Origin of the sequence: Amycolatopsis sp. NPDC024027 (assembly GCF_040638975.1) — a bacterium.
Lineage (GTDB): Bacteria > Actinomycetota > Actinomycetes > Mycobacteriales > Pseudonocardiaceae > Amycolatopsis.
The window spans coordinates 190,558-214,615 of the sequence record NZ_JBEZYY010000005.1 but is presented as its reverse complement, the minus strand read 5'-3'; the positions used below and the strand labels follow the sequence as shown (position 1 = coordinate 214,615).

Genomic DNA, 24,058 nt, shown 5'->3' with positions numbered 1-24,058 from the left:
GTCATTCGCGGCACCCGCCGCCGGGCGCGCCGGACCGAGCCCGGTCCGGCCAGCGCCTGCGCTCCGGCTCGCTGCCGGGCTGAATTCCGCCAACTTTCCCGGTATCCAGCGCGGGACTCGTTGTCTCCTGTGCACTGACGGCGGGTTCCGCCGGGCCACTGGGGGTGCGGGCGCGCGGGTTCTCCCGCGCGCCCGCCCGGCTGCTGCCGGTGACCGACAGTGTTCGAGGCAGAGACCCGCTGTCGAAGCTGGAGGGGGCTCCCACCACCACGGGGTCCCCTCCAGCGTCAGGCCGCCGCCTTCACCGTGTAGTCCTTGACCTGCATCGAATCGTGCATGCGGACACCGCCGGTGTTGAGCTTCGCGATCGCCCGCGTCACCCCGGCCGGCAGCACCGAGACGAGCTGGCCGCCCCGGGCCAGCGCCCACACCCCGGCCCGTGAGGCGGGGACCAGGCTTCGTGCCGCGCCCATCGCGAAGGCGCGGCTGCGGCGCACCAGCTCGTCCATCTCCCGCTCGTAGGCGGCGAAGGCACGTTCGTGGTCGCCGTTCGCCGCGGCCAGCTCGCCGGCCAGGACGTACGCGCCGAGCACCGCGAGGCTCGTGCTGCCGCCGACGGCCGGGCCGGGGCAGTAGCCGGCGTCGCCGACGAGCGTCACGCGGCCGCGCGACCACGTGTCCAGCCGCAGCTGGGTGATCGAGTCGAAGTAGAACGGGCCCGGGCCTTCGAGACCGGCCAGCCAGCCGTCGACCTGCGGATGCATGCCGGAGAACGCTGCCCTGAGCAGCTGCTGCTGGCGGGGGACGTCCCGGTGGTGGTAGTCGAGCGGCTCGTCGCGGCGGAAGAGGAACACCGCGCGTGCCTCGCCCAGGTGCCGGGCGCTGTAGAGGGAGGCGGTGCGGCCGGGGCCGAGGTGGGTGATGGCCTCACCGTCGAGGCCGAGGCTGTCCGGCAGCGAGAGCACCGCCAGGTAGGCCCCGATGAACGTCGTCAGCCCGGCCTCCTCCCCGAACACCAGGCGCCGGACGTTCGAGTGCAGCCCGTCGGCGCCGACGACGACGTCGAACCGGCGCGGCCGCGCGTGCTCGAAGGTGACCTCGCCGCCGGGGGAGATGCCGGTGATCGAGTCGCCGAAGAGGTACTCGGCGTCTTCGCGGCCGGCGTCGTAGTAGATCTCGCTGAGGTCGTCGCGCATGACCTCGACGTGCCGGTCGGAGGTGGCCTGGAAGACCTTCGCCAGGTCCACCCGGATGGGCCGGTGGCCCCCTTCGCGGTGCACGGTCATCCGGGTCGTGCCGGTGGCGAGGGCTTCGACACGGGGCAGTACGCCCATCCGTTCGGTGATGTCCATGGCCGGGCGGAAGAGGTCGACGGCGTGGCCGCCGGTCTTGCGCAGGGCGGGCGCGCGCTCGACCACGGTGACGTCGAAGCCGTGGCGGGTGAGCCAGTACGCCAGTACCGGGCCGGCGATGCTGGCGCCGGAGATGAGAATCCGCATGAGTACCTCCCTGACTTAACGGTAGGTAAGTTGTACCACAGTTCCTTACCTATCGTTAAGTCAGTTATGCTGGGGCCGTGCCGAAGCCTTCCGACACCAAACAGCGCATCCTCGACGTCGCCCGCGAGCTTTTCACCAGCCAAGGCGTCCAGCGCACCAGCCTGCAGGACATCGCCGACCGGCTCGGCATCACCAAACCCGCGCTCTACTACCACTTCCCGTCCCGCGAAGACCTGGTCCGCAGCATCGTCCAGCCCCTGCTCGACGACGGCGAGAAATTCCTCCTCGACCAGGAAGCCCGCGGCGACGCGCCGGTGCGCGAGCTGATCGAAGGCTTCTTCGACTTCAACTACCGCCACCGCGCCGACGTCGTCATGCTGCTGGCCGAGATGCCGACCCTGGCCGACCTCGGGCTCATCGACCGCGTCCTGGGCTGGCGGACCCGGCTCACCGAGCTGATCTGCGGCCCGGCACCCACCCTCGAACAGCAGGCCCGAGCCATCCTGGCCCTCGGCGGCCTGCAGGACGTCTGCATGCAGTTCCCCGACGTCCCGGTCGCCGACCTCAGAGCCGCCGCGGTCGCCGGCGCGCTCGACGCCCTGGGCCGCTGAAGTTTTTCGCCGGCGCGGTGTCGAGAACGCGCCGGCCGCTCCGTCCCCGGGGTATCAGCGGCCTCTCAGGGCCACGACCGGAGAAGGAGACGACCATGCTGCCGAACGAGATCGCCGAGGTGCTGGACCGGCCGCTCAGCCGCGAACTGCTCGACCGCGACATCACCCGGCTGGCCTACGTCGCCAAGGACGGCACCCCGCGCTCGATCCCGATCGCCTTCACCTGGAACGGCACGGAGATCGTCCTGTGCACCACGAAGAACTCCCCGAAGCTGCCGTCCCTGCGTGCCAACCCCGCCGTCGCCCTGACCATCGACACCGAAGTGCACCCGCCCAAGATCCTCCTCATCCGCGGCCACGCCGAACTCGACGTCGTCGACGGCATCCCGGAGGAGTACCTGCAGATGAACGGCAGCTACGAGATGACCCCCGAGCAGCGGGTCGAATGGGAACGCGAGGTGCGCTCCCTCTACGACGGCATGGTCCGGATCGTCATCACCCCGACGTGGGCCAAGCTGATCGACTTCGAGACCACCCTGCCCAGCGCGGTCGAGGAACTGGCCCGGCAGCGGGCCGAGCGGGCCGGCTAGCTAACCGCGGCGCGCTCGATGATCGCTCCCGTGTCGACGCCGGCCGGGAGCGTCCCGAACGCGATGCCCCAGTCACCGCCGAACCGCGACGCGCAGAAGGCATCCGCGACCGCCGGGTGGCCGTGGCGCACCAGCAGCGATCCCTGCAGCACCAGCGCCATCGCCTCGACCAGCCGCCGCGCCCGGTACTCGATGCCGCCGGTATCGGTCAGCTCCTTGCGGACGCGGTCCACCGCGTCGTCCAGCCGGGCGTCACCGCCGGCGGCCTGCTCGACTTCGGCGAAGAACGCCGCGACCGACTCCGGCTGCCGGCCCATCGCGCGCAACGCGTCCAGCGCGGCGACGTTGCCCGAGCCCTCCCAGATCGACGACAGCGGCGCTTCCCGGTAGAGCCGCGGCATCCCCGACTCCTCGACGTACCCGTTGCCACCGAAGCACTCCAGGGCCTCGGCCGCGTGCGCCGGCGCCCGCTTGCACACCCAGTACTTCGACACCGCCAGCCCCAGCCGGCGGAACGCCTGCTCCTGCGCGTCACCGCGCCGGTCGCCCGCCGCGGCCAGCCGCATCGCCACCGTCGTCGCCGCCTCGGACTCGATCACCAGGTCGGCCAGGACGTTCGCCATCAGCGGCTGGTCCACCAGCGCCTCGCCGAACGCACGCCGGTGCGTCGCGTGGTGCACCGCGCGGACCGCACCCAGCCGCATGCCCGACGCACTGCCCAGCGTGCAGTCCAGCCGGGTGTTGTTGACCATCTCGATGATCGTGCGGACCCCACGACCCTCCTCGCCGACCAGCCAGCCCACGGCGTTGTCGTACTCGATCTCCGACGACGCGTTCGACCGGTTGCCGAGCTTGTCCTTCAGCCGCTGCAGGAGGATCCGGTTGCGCGAGCCGTCCGGCAGGACGCGGGGGAGCAGGAAGCAGGAGAGCCCGCCTGGCGCCTGCGCCAGCGTCAGGAACACGTCGCACATCGGCGCCGAAGTGAACCACTTGTGGCCGACCAGGGTGTAGCTGCCGTCCCCGGCCGGGGACGCGGTCGTCGTGTTCGCCCGGACGTCCGAGCCACCCTGCTTCTCGGTCATCGACATGCCCGCGAGCAGGCCACGCTTGGTGGCCGGGTCCCGCAGCCCGAAGTCGTACTCGGTCGCCGCCAGCAGCGGCTCGTACCGCGCCGCGAGCTCCGGGTTCGCGCGCAACGCCGGAACCGCCGCGTACGTCATCGAAATCGGGCAGCTGTGCCCCGCTTCGACCTGGCCCCAGACGTAGAACTTCGCCGCCCGCGCCGCGTGCGCGCCCTCGCGGGGGTCCCGCCACGGCGTGCCGTGCAGGCCGTGCGCCGTCGCGACCCGCATCAGGTCGTGCCAGTGCGGGTGGAACTCGACCTCGTCGATCCGGTTGCCGTACCGGTCGTGGGTGCGCAGCACCGGCTCGTTCTCGTTGACCAGCCGGCCCCACTCCTGCGCCTGCTCCGTCCCGGCCAGCCGGCCCAGCTCGTGCAGCTCCGCCGCCGCCCAGCCCGCACCGGCACGCTCGAGCCCGACCAGCAAGGCCGGATCGTCGGCGACGTCGTGCCCGGCCAACGGCGGGACCTGGTTGGTGACCTCATGCGTGGCGGGCATCGGAACCTCCTAGAGCGCGAAGGATGAACGTGCGAAGCTCGGCGACGTCACCGGCGTTTCCGCTGGTCAACGGACCGATCAGGACTTCCGCGGCGGCCCCGACCAGCGCGGCGGCGGTGAGCCGGCCGTCCTGCGGCGGCAGCACGCCCTCCCGGACACCGGCAGCGACGTGCTCGGCGATGACCTCGGTGAAGGCCCGCCGGAACTCCAGCCGCTCGGCGTCGATGAGCGCGTCGACCGGCTCGATGAGCAGCGCATAAGCCTGCTTCGGCGCCTTGAGAGCACGCTGGGCGAAGGTGTCGACGGCCGCCAGGACCCGCTCGGCCGGTGCCCCCGCCGCCGCCGACGCCGCCCGGACCGCCTCGACCTCCCGCGTCACGACCTGCCGGAACACGTGCACGACGAGATCGGCCTTGGTGGGAAAGTGCCGGTAGACACTCCCGACGGCAACCCCGGCCCGTTCGGCGACCGCGGCGACGGAGCAGCCGCTGTAGCCGCGTTCGGCCAGTTGATGCGTCGCGGCGACGACGATCGTCTCCCGTTGGGCGTCGAGGCGTTCCTGCACCTTCGGGGTGCGGCGGTAGGGCACGTCAAGAAGTGAAGCACTGATTCATTGCTTCAGTCAACGCTCGAGCAGCCGCTTCGCGCCCTTCACCTCGGCTTCGACGTCGGCCGGCAGCCTGCGACGCAGCACCGGTTCGACCAACCACCGCAGGGGAGCGACGAACCCGAAGGCGATCCGGCGCCGCACCCGGGTCCCGCCGTCCACCGGCACACACTCGAAGTGCGCCTCGAACGTCGAGAACCGCCGCGCAAGGCGGTTCTCCGGCCGATCGGGCAACCGCACATCGACCCGCCGGCCCGGGGTCAGCGTCATCCGGGAAACGATCTTCGGGCCCGGGCCCAGCCCGGGCAGCACCGAGCGGAACCGGAACTCGGTGACGTCGCCGTCGGCGTGGACCCAGTCGATCCGGCCCAGCTTGCGGTCGACCTCCGCGTATCGCCGCGGATCCATCACCAGCGCCAGGAAGGCCTCCGGCGTGCACGACACGGTCTCTTCCACGGTCACCTCAACCATGGATAGAGAGTATTTCCCCCTTCACTTCCCGGTGATCCCGACCGCTCAGGCCGACCGCTTCACCAGCGCCACCAGGTACCGGCACGGCACCGCGCCCGGGTTCGCGAACACGCAGTCCGCCGCCGGCCCCAGCTGCAAGCAGTCGCCGGCGGCCAGCTCGTGGACCTCCGCACCCTCGTGGAACCGCAACTGCCCGGCCAGCACCCAGATCTGCTGGTGCAGGAACGCATACGTCCCCGACGACAGCGGCACCTCGACCCCCGGCGGCAGCTCCACCTCCACCAGCTCCAGCGGACGGCCCGCCGCCGGGGAGACCGACCGCCGCCGGTAGCCCGTGTCCGGATCCACCCACACCGGCTGCTCCGCCGCCCGCACCAGCCGCCGCTCGTCACCCTCGGCCCGCGCGATCAGCTCCGACAATGTCAGGCCCAGCGCCGCCGACAGCTTCGCCAGCAACGCCGCCGTCGGCTGCACGTCACCCCGCTCGATCTTGCCGATCATCGCCCGCGACACCCTCGACCGGTCGGCGAGCGCCGCGGACGAGAGACCTTGCGACGTCCGGGCGGCGTGCACCGTGGCGGCCAGGCGCGCAGTCAGGGGATCAGTCATAACTCCGGATACTATACGAGCCAGTGCGGCTACCATATGAGCATGATTCGACCCGCCACCGCCGAGGACGCCACCGCCTGCGCCGCCCTCTACGCGCCCTACGTCACCGACACCGTCGTCTCCTTCGAGACCGAACCACCCACCGCCGCCGAAATGGCCCGCCGCATCGACGGCGCCCACGCCTGGCTCGTCCTCGAAGACGACGGCCGCGTCGCCGGATACGCCTACGCCACCCGCTTCGCCGAACGCGCCGCCTACCGCTGGTCCTGCGAAACGAGCATCTACCTCGAACAAGGCCGCCGCCGCACCGGCGCCGGCCGGGCCCTTTACGAAGCCCTGTTCGAGCGACTGCGCGACCGCGGCTTCTGCCGCGCCTTCGCCGGCATGACCCTGCCGAACGACGCCAGCGCGGGACTCCACCGCGCCCTTGGCTTCGAGCCGGCGGGCGTCTACCGCCGGGTCGGCTGGAAACACGGCGCCTGGCGCGACGTCGCCTGGGCCCAGAAAGACCTTTGCGCAACCGAAGGTTGCACATCCGCTCCCGGCGAGCTAACGTGAAACGCAACCGAACGTTGCACAAGGAGTCTCCATGGAACACGGCACCATCGAACGGGAAATCCACATCGACGCCCGCCCCGACGTCGTCTTCGACGTCGTCAGCAGCCCCGAACACCTCCGCGGATGGTGGCCCGACGAAGCCGAATACCCCGCCGAACCCGGGGGAGCGGGCCGCATCGGCTTCGGCGGCTCCTGGGTCCAGTTCACCGTCGTCGACGCCATCCCCCCGAAACACTTCTCCTTCCGCTGGGCCCACGCCGAAGGGGAAACCGCCGCCCCCGGCAACTCCTTCCTCGTCGTCTTCGAACTCGAACCCGCCGGCACCGGCACCCGCCTCCGGATGACCGAAACCGGCTTCCGCGAACGCGGCTGGAACGAAGCCAAGATCGCCGCCGAACACGCCGACCACACCACCGGCTGGGACCACTTCCTGTCCCGCCTGCCCGCCTACGCCGCCGAAGTCGGAGCCACCCGGTGACCACCGCCGTCGACGACGACCTCTGGTCCGCCATCGGCGACCCCACCCGCCGCCGGATGCTCGACCTGCTCCTGAACGAGGGGAGCGGCACCGCGACCAGCCTCAGCGAACACCTCCCGGTCACCCGCCAAGCCGTCGCCAAGCACCTCACCGTCCTCGACCGCGCCGGCCTCGTCCACGCCCACAGCGCCGGCCGCGAAAAACAGTTCCGCGTCGACGAAAACCAGCTCGCGCGCGCCGTCGCCCAGCTCACCGACGTCGGCAACGCCTGGGACGCCCGGCTCCGCCGCATCAAGCACATCGCCGAAACCATCGAGAAGACCATCGAAAGGAAACAGTAGAAATGGACATCCTGCACCGCATCGGCGTCCACGACGCCACCCCGGAACAGGTCTACGAGGCACTCACCACGCTCGACGGCCTGGCCGGCTGGTGGACCGAGAAGACCGTGGGGGACACCGAACCCGGCGGCGTCATCGCCTTCCGCTTCATCCCGGGCGGCTTCGACATGAAGGTCCTCGAACTCGAGCCGGGCCGGCTCGTCCGCTGGGAGGTCGTCGACGGGCCACCGGAGTGGATCGGCACGACGATCCGCTGGGAGCTCGACCAGCGCAGCGACTACACGATCGTCCTGTTCAAGCACGAAGGCTGGCGCGAGGCGGGCGAGTTCATGCACCACTGCAGCACGAAGTGGGCGACCTACCTGATGAGCCTCAAGCAGCTCGTCGAGACCGGGGAGGGCGCCCCGGCACCGAAGGACGTCATGATCAGCGACTGGCACTGACGTTACTTGACATAATGTACATTATCGGCACTTGGGGACACGCTGGCCGGAAGGCTGGGAGGGGTGTCGAATCCGGGGTCGGACCTGTCGGGCTTGCGAGAGCGTTTCGCTTCGCCAGGACGGCTCCTGTGAGGGTTTCGTCGGCCTGCTCAACCGACAGGTGGCTGGATCCGAGCCTCAGCAGGTCCGAGAGCATCCCCTGAGAGGCGTGAGCCCGAGGTCCGGTCACCCGACCTCAAAACGTCACGGTGACGAAACTGACTGGGGTTCGGGCGCGCTGAAGTCGTCGCACAGCGCAGTTGATGACGCCCGATTCGCACCACTGGCCCCCGTAGCCGCCTCGGCTCCTCATCAGTCGGTGCCGAACATGTGTGCGGATGCCCCGCGGTCGAGTACATGAGGGCGCCTGACGGCTCGGTGCGGCAATCCGGAGAGTTCCGTGTCCCCCAGGGGGAAGATCCTGGGTTACCCCGGCATTTCATGCATAATTGCCATTATGCATGAAATGCCGGGTTGGGACCCGGCCACGGAAACTGTCGGTGGTGTGCGGTACAAGATCCACATGAGGGTTTCCGAGGCCCAGCAAGCCTTCTTCGCCGCCCGCCGTCCCCGCAAGGACTCTCCGCACACCACCGACGCCTACCGCCGGGATCTCGCCGGCATCACCACTCTCCTGGTTTCGGAGCTCGGGCGTCCGGCCGAGGACCTGGAGGTCGCCGACCTCACCGGGCCGGCGCTGCGGTCGGCGTTCGGCGTGTTCGCGGACGGGCACGCGAAGAGCTCGGTGCTGCGGGCGTGGTCGACGTGGAACCAGTTCCTCACGTTCTGCGTGGCCGACGGTCTGCTGGCGGGCAATCCGATGGGGGCGGTGGCGCGGCCGCGGACGCCGGCGTTGACGCCGAAGCCGTTGCGGGGCGAGGAAACCCCGGAGCAGCTGCTGTCGGCGGCGGCCGCGGGTTCGCGGCGCGCGCGGGATCCGTGGCCGGAGCGGGACGTGCTGGTGATCGCGCTGGGGCTGGTGGCGGGGTTGCGGGCGGCGGAGATGCGGGCGCTGTCGGCGCGGTCGCTGGTGGGGCGGGCCGGTGAGCTGCGGTTGCACGTGAAGGGCAAGGGCAGCCGGGATCGGTCGATTCCGGTGCAGCCGGTGCTGGCGGAGCTGATCGAGCGGTACCGGGAGTCGTGCCGGGTGCGGTTCCCGAACGTGCGGTTCTCCCCTGGTTCGCCACTGTTGCTGGATCGGGCGGGTGAGCCGATCGGGCGGGGTGCGCTGGAGTACCTGGTGAAGTCGTGTTACCGGGGTGCGGGGTTGCACGACCGGGTGCCGGCGGGGGCGAATCTGCACGCGTTGCGGCACACGTTCGCGACGCGGCTGGCGGAGGACGGGGCGACGGCGTCGGAGATCATGGCGTTGCTGGGGCACGCGAGCTTGGCGACGAGTCAGAACTACATCGAGGCGACGGGCCGGGAGCAGCGGGCGGCGGCGGCGAGCAATCGGACATACCGGGCGTTGGACGGGCTGAGCTGAGTACGGCGTTGGACGACACGCGTGCTTGAACGGACGACACGCGTGCCTGGAGGGACGACACGGCGACCGGGGGCCGGTGTGGTCGTGTCGTCCAGTTGAGTACGCGTGTCGTCCGTCGGGGTGCGGGGTCAGCGGAGTTGTTCGAGGTCCTTGGCCGCTCGGGCGATTTCCTCGGCGAGCCCGCGCAGCTCGCGGGGGTCGGCTCCGTCGTCCGCCGCGGTGACGATGTCTTCGGCGGCGCAGCGGAGCTGGAAGAGCCGGTCCTGGAGCGCTGCGATTTCGGTGTCGGAGAGGACGACCGCGTCTTCGGGGAGTCCGCTTCGCTGTAGTGCGGTGCGGCGTTCGTAGGCGCGCTGGCGGCAGGATTGGCCGCAGTAGCGGCGGCGGCGGCCGACGTTGCCGCCTTCGGGGAGGCGTCGTCCGCACCAGCCGCAGTGCTTGGGGGCGCCTCGGCGGGCCGGGGCGAGTTCGATCGTGGTCGGCTGGGTCAGTTCGGCGGCTTCCCTCACCCGGGAGACCCTAGCTGGCCATCGGTTGCTCATGCCGGGGTCATGGCGGAAGTGCACACTTGGGGGATGCACGTGTCGTTCCCGTACCTGGCCGACCCGCTCCCCCGCGCCTTCGCTCACCGGGGGTGGCACCTGGGTGAGCTGGAGGGGTTGGAGAACTCGTTGCCGGCGTTCCAGCGGGCGTGCGCGGAAGGGTACCGGTACCTCGAGACGGACGTGCACGCGACGGCGGACGGGGTGGTCGTGGTGCACCACGATCCGAATCTGGACCGGACCACGGACGGCTCCGGGCCGATCGCGGGGCAGACGTGGGAGCAGCTGAAACGGGTCAAGGTGGCCGGGAAGGCGCCGTTGTCGCGGCTGGAGGACGTGCTGGAGGAGCTGCCGGACGCGCGGTTCAACGTGGACGTGAAGGCCGATCGGGCGGTGGAGCCGTTCGTGCGGGTGCTGGAGCGGACGAAGGCGTTCGACCGGGTGGCGGGGGCGGCGTTTTCGGACGCGCGGCTGGTGCGGTTGCGGAAGCTGGCGGGGCCGCGGCTGGTGACGGCGATGGGGCCGCGGTCGGCGTTCGCGTTGTGGGTGCGGGGCCGGTTGCCGTTGCTGCCGTTGGGGCGGCTGGTGCTGGGGGCGATGGCGCAGGTGCCGGTGCGGCAGGGGGCGTTGCGGGTGGTGGACAAGGCGTTCCTGTCGATCGCCGGGCGTTCGGGGATCGAGGTGCACACGTGGACGATCGACGATCCGGCGGAGATGCGGATGCTGCTGGACCTGGGGGTGCACGGGATCGTGACGGATCGGCCGGATCTGCTGCGTGAGGTGCTGATCGAGCGGGGCAAGTGGCGGCAGTCGCAGGAGCCGTGAGCGTCAGCGGGGTGGTTTGCCGGTCCAGGCGGCTTCCCAGGTCTTGGGGCCGAGGAGGCCGCTGTCGTTGATGCCGTTGGCGCGCTGGAGGTCGAGGACGGCGGTGCGGGTCTTGTCGAGGTAGCAGCCGGTGCCGGTGAAGCCGTAGCCGAAGGCGTTCATGCGGAGCTGGAAGGTCTTGAGGGGGTCGGCGCAGTCGCCGTAGCGGTAGACGACGCCGGGCCACGCGGGCCGGGGACCGCCGGGTCCCGGGGGCGGGGCGGGTAGGCCTCCCCCGCCGATGTAGGCGGATTCGGTGTAGGTGGGGACGCGTTTGCTGCGGGCGTCGGCGTCGGGGGCGAGCTTGAGCTCGCCGGCGCACTGCCAGGGTTGCCAGCCGCGCATGCGGTAGAGGTAGAGGGCGCGGTAGTCCTGTTCGGCGGGGGCGGCTTGGTCGGGGCGGCCTTGGCCGCCGACGCTGCGCCAGGTGGGCAGGTCGAACTGGTAGGCGCCGTAGTAGCCGTTGCCGGTGTTGGTGGCGTAGCGGCCGCTCGATTCGCACATGCGGAGCTTGGCCCAGGCGCTCGACGCGGGGTCCGCGGAGGCGACGGCCGGAGTGACCAGCGGCAGACCCGTGGCGGCGATGGCGAGGAGCAGGGTTCTCACCACGGTGCGTCGGCGCTTCTGGATCATGGGTGCACAGTAGGAGCGTGTCCCACTGACCACAACAGACACGATCGGCGCAGCAGTCTCACATGAAACACTGTTCACTTTTAGCGGCGACACGCCGCGAGAGGTCGACGGCGGCGGTGGGACGGGCCGGTGGATGATCACGAGGCGACAAACCGGACACGGTTTCGGTGGTGCGTTCTCGGGGGTCGCGGTGCCCCCGTAGTCTCCGCGCTGACCTGGACGTTCTCGAGGTGAAGGAGCCGTGGATGACGCTGGCCGGGACGCGCTCGACCAAGCGCGAGCGCTGGGGCTGGTATTTCTACGACTGGGCGAATTCGCCGTTCTATTCGTCGACGACGACGGTGTTCGGGGCGCTGTCGATGAGCCCGATCGCGGCGGCGGACGCGAAGGCGAACATCACCCTTAACGGGGACCGCGCGTGCCTGAACGCGGCGGGTGAGCCGGACACGCTGCACAACTGCGACGTGACGTTGCTGGGGCTGCACTTCCCGGCCGGTTCGGTGTGGGGCTACCTGCTGTCGGTGGCGACGGTGGTGCAGGTGCTGGTGCTCCCGATCGCCGGTGCGGTGGCCGATCGCAGTCACAACAAGCGGCGGATCCTGGCCGGGTTCGCGTTCCTGGGTGCGGCGGCCGCGGCGGCGATGTTCTTCTTCTCGGGGTCGGACTGGCAGCTGGGTGCGGCGTTGTTCATCGTGGCGAACATCGGCTACGGGGGTTCACTGGTCGTCTACTACTCGTTCCTGGTCGACATCGGCGGGCCGGACGAGCGGGACGGCATCTCGGCGAAGGGCTGGGCGTTCGGGTACCTGGGTGGCGGGCTGGCGCTGGCGTTGCAGCTGGGGTTCTACCTCAAGCACGACCTCTTCGGGGTGGACCAGGGTCTGGCGGTGCAGATCTGCTTCCTGACCTCGGGGTTGTGGTGGGCGGCGTTCACCTTCCCGGCGGTGCGGGCGCTCCCCCGCCGGCACGTGCCGGTCGACGTCGCGCCGGGGCGTTCGGTGCTGCGGGCGGGGTTCACGGAGCTGCGGCAGACGCTGGTGGCGGCGAAGGCGTACCCGTTGACGCTGGCGTTCCTGGGCAGCTACCTGGTCTTCACCGACGGGATCAACACGGTGGTGACGGTGTCGGCGCAGTACGGCAAGGACGAGCTGAGGTTCGGCAACGAGGTGCTGATCGTCACGATCCTGGTGATCCAGTTCGTGGCGTACCTGGGTGGCACGCTGCACGGGCTGGTGGCGCGGCGGATCGGGGCGAAGCGGACGATCCTGGGCAGCCTGGTGGTGTGGATGGTGGTGCTGGCCGGGGCGTACTTCGTGCAGCCGAGGCAGCTGGGGCAGTTCCTGGCGGTGGCGGTGGGGATCGGGCTGGTGCTGGGCGGGACGAACGCGCTGTCGCGGTCGCTGTTCAGCCAGATGATCCCGGTGGGCAAGGACGCGCAGTACTACTCGCTCTACGTCGTGGGTGAGCGCGGGACGTCGTGGCTGGGGCCGCTGGTGTTCGCCGGGGTCGGGCAGGCGACGGGGTCGTTCCGGCTGGCCATCGTGGCGCTGGTGATCTTCTTCGCGGCCGGGCTGGTGCTGGTGTGGCTGGTGCCGGTGCGGCGGGCGATCGTGGCGGCGGGCAACCGTCCGCCGGAGGTTCTGTAGCCACCGATAGGGTCGGGCGTCGTGACCTTGCTCAACGACGCCGCCGGCCCTGATCCCACCGACGCCCTCTCGTCGGTTCCCGCGGCCGGTTCCCGCCGCGGGACGCCGCCGGTGGGCAGGCTGAAGTTCTGCTACGGGCCGATGGACTGCGGGAAGTCGACGTTGGCGCTGCAGATCGACCACAACCACGCGCGGCAGGGGCGCCGGGGGCTGGTGCTGGTGCGCCACGACCGCTCGGGCGCGCCGCAGATCTCGAGCCGGATCGGGCTGACCCGGCAGGCGGTGGAGGTCGGCGAGGACACCGACGTGCGTGACCTGGTGCGGCAGGAGTGGGCGCAGGGCCGGCACGTGGACTACGTCGTGGTGGACGAGGCGCAGTTCCTCTCCCCCGGCCAGGTCGACCAGCTGGCGGAGCTGGCCGACGAGGTCGAGATCGACGTCTACTGCTTCGGGATCGCGACGGACTTCCGGAGCCGGTTGTTCCCGGGAGCCGCTCGTCTGTTCGAACTGGCGGACGAGTTGCAGCCGGTTCAGGTGGAGGTGTTGTGCTGGTGCGGGCTGTCCGGGCGGTTCAACGCGCGGGTGGTGGACGGCGAGGTCGTACGCGAGGGCGATACCGTCGTGGTGGCAGATACCGAACAATCCGTAGTTGAAACTTCAGCTTCAGCACGTTTTGAGGCCGAATTCGCTACTGTGCGTTATCAGGTATTGTGTCGCCGCCACTTTCGATCGGGTGACTTGGGCCCGGTTACCGCCCATCACGGTCAGTTACGGTTGACCTGAGCGAGACCCGGGTAGCCCATCCGGGGGATATCAGCACTAAGAAGGCCGTATTGACGTCACGCCGAAGCGCGAAATGCCTCCTACTAGTGGAAGCTGTTGCAGGCGGGTGACGCAGCTCATCGTGAGCAACGACATGGTGTCCCGGGAATCCTCCGGGCCCCCGGGTCGTTGCATAGGGTGAGCAACACCCTGGCTCCACCCCGGAGCTGACTGAAAGGACCCCATCATGGCCGACCGTGTTCTTCGTGGAAGCCGGCTGGGAGCGGTCAGCTACGAGACCGACCGCAACCACGACCTCGCCCCACGCCGCACCGTGCGCTACGCCTGCCCGAAGAACCACGAGTTCGAGGTGCCGTTCTCCGACGACGCCGAGATCCCGACGGTCTGGGAGTGCCGCCTGCACGGCAGCGAATCGGAGATCGTCGATGGCGGGCAGCCCGAGCAGAAGAAGGTCAAGCCGCCGCGCACGCATTGGGACATGCTGCTCGAGCGGCGCACGATCCCCGAGCTCGAGGACCTGCTCAACGAACGTCTCGCCGAGCTGAAGGGCCGCCGCACCTCCCGGTCGGCGTGATCCTCCCGGCTTCGGCCTCGTAGCCAAGCTCCCACCACAACGGAAAGGCCCCCGCGACCTCCCCCCGCGGGGGCCTTTCGCATACCCGATCCGTCGGGCGCTTGCGACTGCGGCTGCGAACGTCGCGAATGACTCATTCGGGACCTCTGAGGCCGCGAATGAGTCATTCGCGACCTTGGCGGGCGGTCACCCTGGCGGTCGAGGGCGGGGCCGCCGCTATCCCGCCGCCGTGCGGAAGGGGCCGTGCAGGGCGGCCCACTGCAGGAGCATGATCGTCTTGGCGTCCGCGATCTCGCCGGTGCCGATCATGGCCAGGGCCTTGGGGAACGGGAGCTCGAGGACTTCGATGTCTTCGCCCTCCTCCGCGAGGCCGCCGCCTTCGCCGCGGTCGGCGGGGTCGTAGGGCGCCGCGTAGCAGTGCAGGCGCTCGGTCACCGAGCCCGGGCTCGTGTAGACGTCGAACACGTGCTCCAGTGCGCCGATCCGCACGCCGGTCTCCTCCTGCGCCTCCCGGCGGATCGCCGTTTCCGGGTCGTCGGCGTCCAGCAGGCCGGCCGCGGTCTCCACGAACATGCCGTCCGGGTGGTCGTTGACGTAGACCGGGTAGCGGAACTGGCGGGTCAGCAGGACCGTGCCGCCGTCGAGGTCGTAGAGCAGCACCGTGGCGCCGTTGCCGCGGTCGTAGGTCTCGCGCTGCTCGGTCGTCCAGCGGCCGTCGCCGTGCTGGTAGTCGAACGTGGTGCGGCGCAGCACGTACCAGGCCGACGAGAGCAGCTCCACGTTGGTGACCCGGACCCGCGGGTTGCGGGACAGGCTTGTCGAAGAGGTCATGCCCCGACCATAATGTGCACGACTCGGAACAAACAAGGAGGATCGTGCATGCTGGTCGGGGAACGCCGTGAACTGCTGCTCGCCCGGCTCGCCGCCGACGGCAAGGTCCTGGCGAAGGACGTCGCGGCCGAGCTCGGGGTCTCCGAGGACAGCATCCGCCGCGACCTGCGCGACCTCGCCGCCGCCGGGCTCTGCCAGCGCGTCTACGGCGGCGCGCTGCCCGTCTCCCCCGCCGTCGCCGACTACGCGAGCCGCACGGCCATCGCCGTCGGCGGCAAGGACCGGGTCGCCGCGGTGGCCGCCGCGCTGGTCGGGCCCGGCTCCACGGTCATCCTGGACGGCGGCACGACCACCCTGGCCGTCGCGAAAGCCCTCCCCGAAGACCTCGAGGCGACCGTCGTCACCCACAGCCCCACGGTCGCGGTCGCCCTGCTCGGCCACCCGGGCGTCGAGGTGTTCCTGCTGGGTGGCCGGGTGTTCCGGCACTCCGCGGTCACCTGCGGGGCGGCCGCGGCCGAGGCCGCCCAGTCGATCAGCGCCGACGTCTTCCTGCTCGGCGTCACCGGCGTCCACCCCGAGGCCGGGTTGACCACCGGCGACGCGGACGAAGCCGCGATGAAGCGCACCCTGGCCCGGCGCGCGGCCGACACCTACGTGCTGGCCAGCGCCGAGAAGCTGGGCGCGGCGTCACGGTTCGGCGTGCTGCCCTTCGGTGACGTCGCCGGGATCATCACCGACGCCGACGACCAGAACGTGCAGGAACTTGCAGCCCAGGGTGTGGCGATCCTGCGGGCGTGACCTCGGCGTACCACTCGTGGCCGGCGACCAGCCCGAACAGTGGCGCCGGCAGCCACACGAGCAGCCGCAGCACCGCCGAAAGCCGCCCGGTACCGCGCACGTCGGACACGTGCGCGGCCAGCGCCGCCTGTTTGCGCCCGGCGAACCGCCGCACGTCGAACCGGTGGGTGACGGCCGAGGCCGGGCTGTAGACGTGCTCGAGCGCATCGACGTCGTATTCGAACGGGATCCGCAGCGCCCGGACCACCCGTGCGAACCGCAGCGCGAAGTCCCGGGGCAGGGTGGCCTCCAGCAGCCGCGTCCCGGTCAGCCGGGCCGCCCGGCGGGCGACTTCGTGCACCTTCACGTGGTCGCGGTGCCCGTAGCCGCCGTTGCCGTCGTAGCCGAGCAGCAGGTCGGCGCACTCCTCGTGCAGCAGGGCCGCGAGCCGGTGCGCGGCTTCCTCGGTGTCCGCGCGGGCGAAGCGCTGCCGTCCGGGCGGGTCCGCGTACAGCACCGGACCGTGGCCGCTGTCGGCGTAGCCCAGGTGCACGACGCGCCGGACGCCGAGGATGGCCGCCGCGGCCTCCAGCTCGGCCCAGCGCGGTGTCGGGTGCTCGGCGACCATGCCGTCGGTGGCCACCACGACCACCACCCGGTGCCCGTCGGCCGCGGCGCGGGCCAGCGTGCCGCCGCTGAGCAGGACGGGGTCGTCGGCGTGGGCGTGGAAGGCCACGATGGTCGTCACCGGCCCATGATGGCCCAGAACCGGGGAAAACGGCTCAGGCGCGCTTGACGAGCTTGCGCAGCTGGTGCCAGCGACGCTCGACGCCCCACTTGGCGACCCGCAGGAACGCCTCGCGGATGATCGAGCCGCTCATCTTCGACTCGCCGATCTCGCGCTCGGTGAAGGTGATCGGGACCTCGACGATCTCGAACCCGGCGTCGGCCGTGCGGATCGTCAGGTCGATCTGGAAGCAGTAGCCGTGCGAGTTGACCTCGTCCAGGGCCAGCTTCTCCAGCACCGGACGGCGGTAGGCGCGGAAGCCCGCGGTGATGTCGCGGGTGCGCATGCCCAGCGCGACCTGCGAATAGATGTTGGCGCCGCGGGAGAGGATCTGGCGGTTCACCGGCCAGTTCACCACGCTGCCGCCCGGCACGTACCGCGAGCCGATCGCCAGGTCGGCGTCGCCGACCGCGTCCAGCAGGCGGGGCAGGTCCTCGGGGGCGTGCGAGCCGTCGGCGTCCATCTCGACGATCGTGTTGTACTCGCGCGCCAGGCCCCAGCGGAACCCGGCGATGTAGGCGGCGCCGAGGCCGGCCTTCTCGGTGCGGTGCAGCACCTGGATGTGGTCGTCGGCGGCCGCGCGCTCGTCGGCGAGCTCGCCGGTGCCGTCCGGGCTGCCGTCGTCCACCACGAGCACGTGGACGTCCGGAAGTGCCTTGTGCAGGCGATCCAGGATCGGGCCGAGGTTCTCCCGCTCGTTGTACGTCGGGATCACCACCAGCACCGGCTCGATTTCCCGGGCCCCCCGCGGCGCCTGCGACATCCGTGCTCCTCCGATATCCGCGGCGGTCAGTCCGCCGCTTCCCCTGCCGTGCCGGCGCTGGTGCGCCGGGTGCGAAAACGGAGTACGAGCCCACCGGCCACCCCGGCGATCGCCAGAGCCAGCAGCCCGTACTCCGTCCACGCACCTAGTTGATCCGACAGCGTAGTCTGCGTCCGCAGCGGGACGCGCCCGACCAGGGAATCCGCGGTGAAAAGGCCGGTTGAGCTGGTCACCGTCCCGTCGGGCGCGACGATCGCGCTGACCCCGGAGACGGCGGACACCACGACGGCCCGGCCGTGCTCCACCGCCCGCAGCCGGGACATGGCCAGCTGCTGCTCGCTCATCTCGCTCTCGCCGTACCAGGCGTTATTCGTCGGCACCACCAGCAGCTCGGCGCCGTCGCGCACGGCGTCACGAGCCGGGTAGTCGAACGCCGTCTCGTAGCAGATGAACACGCCGACCTTCGTGCCCGCGGCGGCCATGGTCTGGTTCGCGCCGTCGCCGGGGACCATGTCGACGGTCTCGGAGTCGAGGAAGGGCGTGACGAGCTGGGCGAGCTTGCGAGCGGGGACGTACTCGCCGAAGGGCACCAGCTGCTGCTTGGCATAGCGCTCGGCAGGGCCGGTGCGCGGGTCCCAGGCGATGACCGAATTCTGCAGGTGCCCGTCCGGCAGCCGGTAGATCGCCCCGACCAGCGCCGGCACCCCGAAGTTCGCGACCAGCTGGTCGACCTGCAGGTCCGGACCGGTGACGGTGGTGGCGCTCTCCGGCCACACCACCAGGTCCGGCTTGGGCACCTTCCCGGCCCGGATGTCGGCGAGCAGCCGCCGGCTCTCGGCGATGGTGTTGTCGCGCAGCACGGTCCGCTGTCCCTGCAGCGCGAGACCGATGTCCGGGGCGTTGCCCTGGACGGTCGCGACGGTGCGCTCGCCGTCCTGCGCGCCGGTGCCGATCGACGGCCACAGCGCCAGGCCCGCGACCAGGGGCAGCAGCGTGGCGAGGGCGGCGAAGACCACCGGCCGCGTGAGCTTGCGCACGTCCCACAGCCGGGCGGCGAGGGTGGCCAGGCCGAAGCCGGTGAAGACGACGGCCAGGCCGACCAGCGGGGCGCCGCCGATCGAGGCGAGCGGCAGGAACGCGCCTTCGGGCTGGCTGAAGGCGACGCGGCCCCACGGGAAACCGCCGAAGGGGAACCAGGCACGCGGCGTCTCCAGCGCGATGAACACCAGCGCGCCCCACAGCGGCGCGGCCGGCAGCCGGGAAACCAGCGTGATCAGGCCGCCCGCCAGGCCGTGGTAGAGCGCCAGCGCGAACGACAGGCCCAGCCACGGCCACGGGCCGAAGTCGGGGCCCAGGAAGTCCAGCAGCCAGGTCAGCAGCGGCAGGAAGAACACGAACCCGAACGCGAAGCCGTAGCCGAAGCCGGCGCGGAAGCGGCGTCCGCGCAGGACGAGGGCCAGCCCGGCGAAGGCCAGCGGCGCGAGCCACCACAGCGGGCGCGGCGCGAAGCTCAGGTAATAGGCGAATCCGGACGCCAGCGCGGCGGCCGTGCGCAGCAGCCAGGGCGGGAGGAACCGCCGCGTGCGGGCGGGCTGGTGCTGGGCGCCCGGTTCGGGGTCCGCCACGGTGACTGCCACAGCCGAGAACTCTAGGTGATGGTGTCGTGGAGGACGTCACCCGCGCGGACCGTGCGCAGGCACGTCGGCAGGGCGGCGTCCGGTTCGAGCCGCGGCAGTGGCGGCACGCCCGCCCGGGGGTCGGTGGACCAGCGCTGCACGCGGCTGTCCGGGGTGGCCACGACGAGGTCGGTGGCGTCCCAGATCGCGTAGTGCGCCGGCGCGCCCGGGACGAGGCTGCCGGTGACGCCGTCGTTGACGCCGGCCGCGCGGTGCCCGGCCCGGGTGTGGGCGGTGAACGCCGCCCGCGGCGACAGGCCGGCGCCCGGGGTCCGGTGGTAGGCCGCGGCGCGGACGCTCGCCCACGGGTCGAGCGGGGTCACCGGCGCGTCGGAGCCGAAGGCGAGCAGGACGCCTTCGGCGGCCAGGGCCGAGAAGGGGTTGAGGCCGGCCGCGCGGTCCGCGCCGAGGCGTTCGGCGTACATGCCTTCCGGGCCGCCCCAGAGCGCGTCGAACAGCGGCTGCGCCGAAGCGACCACCCCCCAGCCGGCCAGCTGCTTGGCCTGCTCGGCGGTGACCATCTCCAGGTGCTCGAGCCGGTGGTGGCGGGCGGCCAGTGCGCGCTGCCCGACTTCCTTCTCCGCCAGCCGGAAGCCTTCGACGACCTCGGCGACCGCGGCGTCGCCGATCACGTGGAAGCCGGCCTGCAGCCCGGCTTCCGTGCAGGCGGCGAGGTGCCCGGCGATCTGGTGGGCGTCGAGGTAGAGCGTGCCCGCGCCGGGGTGGTCGGCGTAGGGCCGGGTCAGGGCGGCGGTGCGGGAGCCGAGGGCGCCGTCGACGAACAGGTCGCCGGCCAGGCCCCGGGCTCCGAGTTCGCGCGCGGTGCCGACGGCGCCGAGCTCGCCCCAGTACCCGACGACCTCGGGCGTGTCCGGTCCGGTGAGGGCGAGGAGGGCGGCGAGGTCGTCGCGGCCGGAGATGTCGGGGCCGGCGCATTCGTGGACGCTGACGATGCCCTGCTTCGCGGCCTCCGCGAGGAACGCCCGCTGCGCGCGTTCGCGCTGCTCGGGAGTGATGGCGGCGCGCACGGCCGCGCGGACGGCGTGGTGGGCGGCGCGGGTCAGCGGGCCGTCGGGCGACCAGCCGTCGGCGGCGCGGGCGGCCGGGGCCAGCTCGACCAGGGCGGTGGAGACGAGCGCGGAGTGGACGTCGACGCGGCTGAGGTAGACGGGCGCGCCCCCGGCGGCGGCGTCGAGCTCGGCGCGGCCGGGCAGGCGCGGGTCGGTCCAGGTGGTCTCGTCCCAGCCGTGCGCGAGCAGGACCTGCCCGGGCACGGCGGCGTCGCGCACGCGGGCCAGCAGGCCGGCGCCGTCGCGGACGCCGGTGAGGTCGAGGCCGGTCAGGTGCAGGCCGGTGGCGGTGGCGTGGACGTGCGCGTCGACGAACGCGGGGGCGACGAAGGCACCGTGGAGGTCGACGATCTCGGCGTTCGCGTGCAGGGTGCGGGCCGGGGCGTCCTGCCCGACCCAGACCACGGTGCCGCCGGTGACCGCCATCGCCGTGGCGTCGGGACCGGCGGGGGTGTAGATGCGCCCGCCGAGCAGGAGCGTGGTGTGTTCGTCCGTCACGTCCCTGAGTCTGCCTCCTGCGTCCACGTGGGGGACGGCGACCCGGCACGCAGGAAGATTTACTCCGTGAGAACGTTATGACAGGATATTTTAACGCGTTCCCGACGACTAGGAGTACAAGTGACTGCGATCCAGGAACCTGTGACGCCTGCCGCCGCCTTTGACCAGCCCTACGAGTACGCCCGCGCCGAGCTGGTGGAACCCGACTGGCGCCGCTTTCCCGGCTGGCACGACGTGACCGACGCCGAGTGGCGCGACGCGCAGTGGCAGCGGGTGCACTGCGTCCGCAACGTCAAGCAGCTGCGCGCCCTGATGGGCGACCTGCTGGAGGAACGCTTCTACGACGACCTGCTCGCCGACCAGCGCGAGCTGGCGACGATGTCGATGCTGCTGCCCCCGCAGATGCTCAACACGATGGCCCCCACCGCGGGCACCGACCCGGCCAAGGTGACCGAGGCGTTCTACGCCGACCCGATCCGCCGCTACATGCTCCCGGTGCGCAGCGATCGTGACGCCACCTGGCCGAGCCACCCGCACTCCGAGCGCGACTCGCTGCACGAGGCCGAGATGTGGGTCGTGGAGGGCCTGACCCACCGCTACCCGACGAAGGTGCTGGCCGAGATGATCTCGACCTGCCCCCAGTACTGCGGCCACTGCACCCGCATGGACCTGGTCGGCAACTCGACGGAGACGGTCGAGAAGCACAAGCTGACGCTCAAGCCGGTCGACCGCCAGGACGCGATGATCGCGTACCTGAAGAAGACCCCGGGCGTCCGCGACGTGGTGGTCTCCGGCGGCGACGTGGCCAACGTGCCGTGGCCGCAGCTGGAGTCGTTCCTGATGCGCCTGATGGACATCGAAACGGTCCGCGACATCCGCCTGGCGACGAAGGCCCTCGCGGCGCTGCCGCAGCACTGGCTCCAGCCGAAGATCGTCGAAGGCCTCGAGCGAGTGGCGGTCACCGCCCAGCGGCGCGGCGTCAACCTGGCGATCCACACGCACGTCAACCACGCCCAGTCGGTGACCCCACTGGTGGCGGAGGCAGCCCAGACGGCGTTGAACGTCGGGGTGCGGGATGTGCGCAACCAGGGCGTGCTGATGCGCGGGGTCAACGCGACGCCGGCGGCTCTGCTGGACCTTTGCTTTGCCCTGCAAGGGGAAGCGAACATCCTGCCGTACTACTTCTACATGTGCGACATGATCCCGAACGCGGAGCATTGGCGGGTTTCGGTGTGGGAGGCCCAAGAGCTGCAGCACGCGATCATGGGGTACCTGCCGGGGTACGCGACGCCGCGCATCGTGTGCGACGTCCCCTACGTCGGCAAACGCTGGGTCCACCAACTCGCCGAATACGACCGTGAACTGGGGATTTCGTACTGGACGAAGAACTACCGGACCGGCATCGAGCACTCCGACCCCGAAGCCCTGCAGCGGCGCTACCCCTACTACGACCCGCTCCACACCCTGCCCGAAGCCGGCCAAACCTGGTGGAACACCCAGCCCCGGCCTTGACCATGTAGGTACATGATTCCAACGCGATCTTCGGCACGCTCCGACGGAGGGCACGGAAGCAGCAACAAGCCAGCATGCGCCACCAGTCGAGATACGCGTTCAACGCCCCACCCTCTGGGGGACTATGGGTGTGCCGGTTCGCAAAGAACAACCGGGAGCCGGCACACCCACCGCTCAACGGCCGCCTGACCAGCGAAAATAACCCAAACTAGCCGAGCAACGCGACTCGACCACCCCCTGCGGCCCGGTCTTGACGCCAGCCGAAGACGGCCACATGCCGGCGGACCACTCAGTCCAGTGGACGTCCAGGTGTACTCCAAACGGGTGACATGCGTTACCCCGCTGACGACCATGCGGCGGACGCGTCGCGGCTGTCTGAGCAGCTTGGGCCGGGGATGACCCAGTGCCGACCGATCGCGAAACGGCCCAGATCCGGCCCCAACATTCCATTTTGGACAATCCGGACTCTGTAGCCGACGGGCAACTGTCGTTCGGCTCGGCCTCCCGAATAGATACCATGCGACACACTCAATTCCCGATTCAGTGTGATACGTCCGAAAAAGCGTCAGATTAGTGAAATAGATTCAAAAACGAATTCTGCTGGCGTCTGCACAATTCGTAAAGAATCGCGCATGACCCGCACTGTCCCGCAGGCACACTCCCACCAACACCGAGTCGACCTCGACCACGTTCCGTATCGTCACCGTTGCGCCCGGTTACAGCGACCATCCGATCATGCTGATCAGGGCGCTACCCTCATTCGGCCTACGTCGCAGCATCTGCTCGTCGGTCAGGCGACCGAACGCGGCTTCTTCTCGAGCGCGGGCCAGCTCTTCGGCGAACGCGGCCGTGGCGGTGCGCATGGAGAAGGTGACGGTTGTGCGCTGGCGGAGCAAGGCGGCGAGGTTATCGCCGCCAACTCATCGGTGGAGCGATGCCGGAGCAGAATGGTGGCCAGCTCGCGCAGCTCGTGGTCGGTCAGTTTCATTGAGCACCGCCTACGGCGGCACGGACGGCCGGGCGAGGAAGGACGGACCCCCTGATCAGGCTTCAGGCTGTCGATCGACGCGCTGGCCCCTGTCAATGCCGGATCGGCCATCGTGCACCTGCACGCCCAGCACTGCCCCACCAGCCGGCTGTACTTCGTCGACAACCGGAGCGAACTGCACCTTGAACCGCGGTTTCCTCCGGAAGCCGGCTACCCGCAATGGGTCCAGGTACAAGCGCGACCGAGCCCGCGCGATCAGCGCAAACTCGCGCAGGTAAGGCCATACCGGCGTTCCTTCCTGCTGGGAGTCACGCAACGCCAGGAACCCGGTCTCTTCCGCTGCATCGACGACTCGCACGACCGTCAGTCCCCACAATGCGATCGCATCGGACATCGAGACGTACCGGCGGCAGCACAGGAAGCCCAGCATGTTGAGGGACGAGAGCGCATGGTTCGCCGACCGGAAGTCGTCGGCGGACAGAGCTTCGGGAGACTCCCCGGTCTCGCGCAGCTCGAAGACCACCCGCCGGCCATGCTGATTCTCGGGTACCAGCTGTTTCTCGTGCGCGTTTAGTAGTACGTCCCTGCGAGATGTTCGCCGATTGTAGACGAACACGAACGTGGTGAGCAGCACCGCGATGAACGACACGACGACAGCCATGCATGGAGGATGCCTGGCAACTCCAAAGGCAACAATCAGCCTGCCCGCTGCGCCAGGGGAGGCTCGCTCCAAGTCCGACATCAGCTCCCGGTCAGCCTGATC

At 70.4% G+C, this 24,058-nt stretch carries 27 protein-coding genes; 13 read left to right on the top strand and 14 right to left on the bottom strand.

The window, feature by feature from the left end; translation table 11 throughout:
• Nucleotides 1-287 precede the first annotated feature (287 nt).
• The gene (locus AB0F52_RS15360) at nucleotides 288-1,499 is read right to left on the bottom strand and encodes an FAD-dependent monooxygenase (protein WP_360170140.1); all 1,212 of its coding nucleotides are present in this window, start codon (nucleotides 1,497-1,499) and stop codon (nucleotides 288-290) included.
• Between the two features lie 77 nt (nucleotides 1,500-1,576).
• On the opposite strand from AB0F52_RS15360, the gene AB0F52_RS15355 reads away from it, so the two are divergent.
• Nucleotides 1,577-2,110: a TetR/AcrR family transcriptional regulator gene (locus AB0F52_RS15355; protein ID WP_103339385.1), complete on the top strand. Its 534-nt coding sequence runs from the start codon at nucleotides 1,577-1,579 to the stop codon at nucleotides 2,108-2,110.
• 95 nt (nucleotides 2,111-2,205) lie between these two features.
• Nucleotides 2,206-2,700: a pyridoxamine 5'-phosphate oxidase family protein gene (locus AB0F52_RS15350; protein ID WP_360170136.1), complete on the top strand. Its 495-nt coding sequence runs from the start codon at nucleotides 2,206-2,208 to the stop codon at nucleotides 2,698-2,700.
• On the opposite strand, the gene AB0F52_RS15345 is transcribed toward AB0F52_RS15350, so the two are convergent.
• From AB0F52_RS15345 to AB0F52_RS15330, 4 genes are read right to left on the bottom strand one after another with little or no spacing between them, the layout of a single operon-like run.
• Nucleotides 2,697-4,319, bottom strand: a complete 1,623-nt coding sequence (locus AB0F52_RS15345; RefSeq protein ID WP_360170133.1) for an acyl-CoA dehydrogenase family protein — start codon at nucleotides 4,317-4,319, stop codon at nucleotides 2,697-2,699. The two genes, AB0F52_RS15350 and AB0F52_RS15345, sit on opposite strands and share 4 nt — an antisense overlap.
• Nucleotides 4,303-4,908: a TetR/AcrR family transcriptional regulator gene (locus AB0F52_RS15340; RefSeq protein ID WP_360170130.1), complete on the bottom strand. Its 606-nt coding sequence runs from the start codon at nucleotides 4,906-4,908 to the stop codon at nucleotides 4,303-4,305. The genes AB0F52_RS15345 and AB0F52_RS15340 overlap by 17 nt, the downstream gene beginning before the upstream one ends.
• Nucleotides 4,909-4,941: 33 nt before the next feature.
• The gene (locus AB0F52_RS15335; protein WP_360170127.1) at nucleotides 4,942-5,397 is read right to left on the bottom strand and encodes an SRPBCC family protein; all 456 of its coding nucleotides are present in this window, start codon (nucleotides 5,395-5,397) and stop codon (nucleotides 4,942-4,944) included.
• A 45-nt stretch (nucleotides 5,398-5,442) separates the two neighbouring features.
• Nucleotides 5,443-6,006 carry a helix-turn-helix domain-containing protein gene (locus AB0F52_RS15330; RefSeq protein ID WP_360170124.1) on the bottom strand — a complete coding sequence of 188 codons (564 nt, stop codon included), beginning with the start codon at nucleotides 6,004-6,006 and terminating at the stop codon, nucleotides 5,443-5,445.
• A 42-nt stretch (nucleotides 6,007-6,048) separates the two neighbouring features.
• Between AB0F52_RS15330 and AB0F52_RS15325 the strand changes: the two genes are divergently transcribed.
• The 5 genes from AB0F52_RS15325 (at nucleotide 6,049) to AB0F52_RS15305 (ending at nucleotide 9,351) form a co-directional block, all read left to right on the top strand.
• On the top strand, nucleotides 6,049-6,564 hold the full coding sequence (locus AB0F52_RS15325) for an N-acetyltransferase family protein (protein WP_360170121.1): 516 nt from the start codon (nucleotides 6,049-6,051) through the stop codon (nucleotides 6,562-6,564).
• Nucleotides 6,565-6,595: 31 nt separating this feature from the next.
• Nucleotides 6,596-7,042 carry an SRPBCC domain-containing protein gene (locus AB0F52_RS15320; RefSeq protein WP_360170118.1) on the top strand — a complete coding sequence of 149 codons (447 nt, stop codon included), beginning with the start codon at nucleotides 6,596-6,598 and terminating at the stop codon, nucleotides 7,040-7,042.
• Nucleotides 7,039-7,383, top strand: a complete 345-nt coding sequence (locus AB0F52_RS15315) for a metalloregulator ArsR/SmtB family transcription factor (RefSeq protein ID WP_360170115.1) — start codon at nucleotides 7,039-7,041, stop codon at nucleotides 7,381-7,383. The genes AB0F52_RS15320 and AB0F52_RS15315 overlap by 4 nt, the downstream gene beginning before the upstream one ends.
• Nucleotides 7,384-7,385: 2 nt before the next feature.
• Complete coding sequence (locus tag AB0F52_RS15310; RefSeq protein WP_360170112.1) at nucleotides 7,386-7,826, top strand: SRPBCC domain-containing protein; 441 nt, start codon at nucleotides 7,386-7,388, stop codon at nucleotides 7,824-7,826.
• A gap of 544 nt (nucleotides 7,827-8,370) precedes the next feature.
• Complete coding sequence (locus tag AB0F52_RS15305; RefSeq protein WP_360170109.1) at nucleotides 8,371-9,351, top strand: tyrosine-type recombinase/integrase; 981 nt, start codon at nucleotides 8,371-8,373, stop codon at nucleotides 9,349-9,351.
• Nucleotides 9,352-9,479: 128 nt separating this feature from the next.
• Here the strand turns inward: AB0F52_RS15305 and AB0F52_RS15300 are convergent, their stop codons facing one another.
• On the bottom strand, nucleotides 9,480-9,860 hold the full coding sequence (locus AB0F52_RS15300; protein ID WP_003081494.1) for a hypothetical protein: 381 nt from the start codon (nucleotides 9,858-9,860) through the stop codon (nucleotides 9,480-9,482).
• 66 nt (nucleotides 9,861-9,926) lie between these two features.
• Between AB0F52_RS15300 and AB0F52_RS15295 the strand changes: the two genes are divergently transcribed.
• Nucleotides 9,927-10,718 (top strand): glycerophosphodiester phosphodiesterase, encoded by a 792-nt coding sequence (locus AB0F52_RS15295; protein WP_360170106.1) that lies wholly within the window; start codon nucleotides 9,927-9,929, stop codon nucleotides 10,716-10,718.
• Between the two features lie 3 nt (nucleotides 10,719-10,721).
• Here the strand turns inward: AB0F52_RS15295 and AB0F52_RS15290 are convergent, their stop codons facing one another.
• On the bottom strand, nucleotides 10,722-11,390 hold the full coding sequence (locus AB0F52_RS15290; protein WP_360170103.1) for a transglycosylase family protein: 669 nt from the start codon (nucleotides 11,388-11,390) through the stop codon (nucleotides 10,722-10,724).
• Between the two features lie 245 nt (nucleotides 11,391-11,635).
• On the opposite strand from AB0F52_RS15290, the gene AB0F52_RS15285 reads away from it, so the two are divergent.
• From AB0F52_RS15285 to AB0F52_RS15275, 3 genes are all read left to right on the top strand, one after another.
• Nucleotides 11,636-13,036 carry an MFS transporter gene (locus tag AB0F52_RS15285; protein WP_360170780.1) on the top strand — a complete coding sequence of 467 codons (1,401 nt, stop codon included), beginning with the start codon at nucleotides 11,636-11,638 and terminating at the stop codon, nucleotides 13,034-13,036.
• A 21-nt stretch (nucleotides 13,037-13,057) separates the two neighbouring features.
• On the top strand, nucleotides 13,058-13,819 hold the full coding sequence (locus AB0F52_RS15280; RefSeq protein WP_034285024.1) for a thymidine kinase: 762 nt from the start codon (nucleotides 13,058-13,060) through the stop codon (nucleotides 13,817-13,819).
• 226 nt (nucleotides 13,820-14,045) lie between these two features.
• Nucleotides 14,046-14,393: an RNA polymerase-binding protein RbpA gene (locus AB0F52_RS15275; protein WP_003081521.1), complete on the top strand. Its 348-nt coding sequence runs from the start codon at nucleotides 14,046-14,048 to the stop codon at nucleotides 14,391-14,393.
• A 216-nt stretch (nucleotides 14,394-14,609) separates the two neighbouring features.
• Here AB0F52_RS15275 and AB0F52_RS15270 read toward each other — a convergent pair whose 3' ends face one another.
• Nucleotides 14,610-15,224 (bottom strand): NUDIX domain-containing protein, encoded by a 615-nt coding sequence (locus AB0F52_RS15270; RefSeq protein ID WP_360170099.1) that lies wholly within the window; start codon nucleotides 15,222-15,224, stop codon nucleotides 14,610-14,612.
• A 48-nt stretch (nucleotides 15,225-15,272) separates the two neighbouring features.
• Between AB0F52_RS15270 and AB0F52_RS15265 the strand changes: the two genes are divergently transcribed.
• Complete coding sequence (locus AB0F52_RS15265; RefSeq protein WP_360170096.1) at nucleotides 15,273-16,022, top strand: DeoR/GlpR family DNA-binding transcription regulator; 750 nt, start codon at nucleotides 15,273-15,275, stop codon at nucleotides 16,020-16,022.
• On the opposite strand, the gene AB0F52_RS15260 is transcribed toward AB0F52_RS15265, so the two are convergent.
• Genes AB0F52_RS15260 through AB0F52_RS15245 form a run of 4 tightly spaced genes read right to left on the bottom strand, consistent with a single transcriptional unit; the run spans nucleotide 15,955 to nucleotide 20,795 of the window.
• On the bottom strand, nucleotides 15,955-16,749 hold the full coding sequence (locus AB0F52_RS15260) for a PIG-L family deacetylase (RefSeq protein WP_360170093.1): 795 nt from the start codon (nucleotides 16,747-16,749) through the stop codon (nucleotides 15,955-15,957). The genes AB0F52_RS15265 and AB0F52_RS15260 overlap by 68 nt on opposite strands.
• Nucleotides 16,750-16,783: 34 nt before the next feature.
• On the bottom strand, nucleotides 16,784-17,551 hold the full coding sequence (locus AB0F52_RS15255; RefSeq protein WP_360170090.1) for a polyprenol monophosphomannose synthase: 768 nt from the start codon (nucleotides 17,549-17,551) through the stop codon (nucleotides 16,784-16,786).
• Between the two features lie 26 nt (nucleotides 17,552-17,577).
• The gene (lnt, locus tag AB0F52_RS15250; RefSeq protein WP_360170087.1) at nucleotides 17,578-19,188 is read right to left on the bottom strand and encodes an apolipoprotein N-acyltransferase; all 1,611 of its coding nucleotides are present in this window, start codon (nucleotides 19,186-19,188) and stop codon (nucleotides 17,578-17,580) included.
• Between the two features lie 11 nt (nucleotides 19,189-19,199).
• Nucleotides 19,200-20,795: an amidohydrolase gene (locus AB0F52_RS15245; RefSeq protein ID WP_360170084.1), complete on the bottom strand. Its 1,596-nt coding sequence runs from the start codon at nucleotides 20,793-20,795 to the stop codon at nucleotides 19,200-19,202.
• Nucleotides 20,796-20,915: 120 nt separating this feature from the next.
• On the opposite strand from AB0F52_RS15245, the gene AB0F52_RS15240 reads away from it, so the two are divergent.
• Complete coding sequence (locus tag AB0F52_RS15240) at nucleotides 20,916-22,307, top strand: lysine 2,3-aminomutase (RefSeq protein ID WP_360170081.1); 1,392 nt, start codon at nucleotides 20,916-20,918, stop codon at nucleotides 22,305-22,307.
• A 716-nt stretch (nucleotides 22,308-23,023) separates the two neighbouring features.
• On the opposite strand, the gene AB0F52_RS15235 is transcribed toward AB0F52_RS15240, so the two are convergent.
• Both AB0F52_RS15235 and AB0F52_RS15230 read right to left on the bottom strand, forming a co-directional pair.
• Nucleotides 23,024-23,203 carry a hypothetical protein gene (locus tag AB0F52_RS15235; protein WP_360170078.1) on the bottom strand — a complete coding sequence of 60 codons (180 nt, stop codon included), beginning with the start codon at nucleotides 23,201-23,203 and terminating at the stop codon, nucleotides 23,024-23,026.
• A 147-nt stretch (nucleotides 23,204-23,350) separates the two neighbouring features.
• Nucleotides 23,351-23,956: a hypothetical protein gene (locus AB0F52_RS15230; RefSeq protein ID WP_360170075.1), complete on the bottom strand. Its 606-nt coding sequence runs from the start codon at nucleotides 23,954-23,956 to the stop codon at nucleotides 23,351-23,353.
• Nucleotides 23,957-24,058: the final 102 nt, after the last annotated feature.